Below are 1,631 nucleotides of genomic sequence, written 5' to 3' on the forward strand. Positions count from 1 at the left end.
TAGGACAAGTGATTTTACTGACTGGAATGATTTTGTCATTAGTTTCGCAACCAGAATGGGGATATTTCTATGCGATGGTTTTTCAAATGATGATTATTGGATTAGGGCAAGGTTGGCTTCTTGCTCCGCTGACGGCAGCGGGAGTAGAAGAGGTCAGCCCAGAATTATCAGGAGCTGCATCAGGTTTGACAAATATGATGCATCAACTTGGAGGACCTGTTGGTTTATCTATTGTTGTGTTATTTAGCTCAAATATTGTTGACTTAAGTGCTTATTATCATTTGGTCATGGGATTCATCACCGCTTTTCTATCAGTAGGCCTTCTTGTCTTAATTTTTACTAGAACAGACAATAATAAAAAATAAAACGCAAATTGTAAAATGAAGTTAGCCACCTTGAGTCAAGCAAAAAACATCTGAATCTCTTATACTAGAAGTTCGACCAAATAGTATAAAAAGGAAATTCAGATGCAAGACTATTCTATCACAAGCCAGAGCAAAGGGAAACACCTGACCAATCAAGACCGTTTAAACATTGAACGTTGGCACAATAAAGAAGGACTGAGCAACCGTGAGATTGCGCGCTTATTGAATAAAGCTCATGGGACGATTGACAGAGAGATGAAGCGAGGGGAAATCCAGCTCAAGCGGAAGGTAAAATACTCTGCTAAAAAGGCTCAAGAAAATTATGAAGGATTGAGGGCTCACAGTGTTCGTCCGAGTAAACTCACGACTGAGATTGATTGTTATGTGAGTACACGTCTTAAAGAAGACAAGGACTCTTTGGAAGTCATTCATCAGGCTCTAAAAGGAGTTTCTCTGAGCAGCCTCTACAATTGGGTCAACTGGGGCTGGTTAGAAGCCAAGCGTCATCATCTTTTCTATCCGCAGTATAAGGCGGCAAAGAAAATCAAACCTCGTGCGCCAAAGCATCCTTTTGGTAAGTCTATTGAAGAACGGCCTGAGTTCATTAACAATCGCTTAGAAGTGGGGCATTACGAGATTGACACGGTCATTCTTACGAGAGCTAAGAACAAGGTGCTTTTGACGCTCACAGAGCGAAAATACCGCACGGAGATCATTCGCTTGATTGATGGGAAAACAGCACAGGCGGTCAATGATGAGCTGGTGGAACTTCAAAAAAGTTATGACTTCAAATCCATTACCCCTGACAATGGCCATGAATTTGCAAGGCTCTCTGAGGTCGTAAGCTGTCCAGTTTACTATGCACACGCCTACGCGAGCTTTGAGCGAGGGACGAATGAAAACCATAACCGAATGATTCGTAGGCATCTGCCAAAAGGCACAACAAAGACGACCCCTGAAGAAGTCGCCGCTATCGAGTATTGGATGAACCATTATCCAAGAAAAATGTTCAACTATAAGAGTTCATATGAGATGAGCTTGGCTGGCTAACTTGGACTTGCAATTTGCGAAATTTTAATTATACTAACTAATAATATTAAATATCGAGGTTCCAAAATGATTAACAACTTTAAAAAATTTTATTTTTTCTTTATGAATGATCCACATTAGTTTTTGGCTAATAAAATGTGGGTCCTCTTTGATGTTCGTTAGCCACGGACACCACGACGGGCGCCGACGCCCGGACTTCCCTGGCGCCGTGCAGGG

At 41.7% G+C, this 1,631-nt stretch carries 1 protein-coding gene and 1 pseudogene; both read left to right on the plus strand.

Annotated elements, in window-relative coordinates:
• Positions 1 to 365: pseudogene (locus AB0M26_RS31855) on the plus strand (hypothetical protein); the annotation flags it as partial.
• A 102-nt stretch (positions 366 to 467) separates the two neighbouring features.
• Positions 468 to 1,415 carry an IS30 family transposase gene (locus tag AB0M26_RS31860; protein WP_003130410.1) on the plus strand — a complete coding sequence of 316 codons (948 nt, stop codon included), beginning with the start codon at positions 468 to 470 and terminating at the stop codon, positions 1,413 to 1,415.
• Positions 1,416 to 1,631 lie beyond the last annotated feature (216 nt).

This window comes from Streptomyces sp. NPDC051776 (assembly GCF_040681345.1).
Taxonomy (GTDB): Bacteria; Actinomycetota; Actinomycetes; order Streptomycetales; family Streptomycetaceae; genus Streptomyces.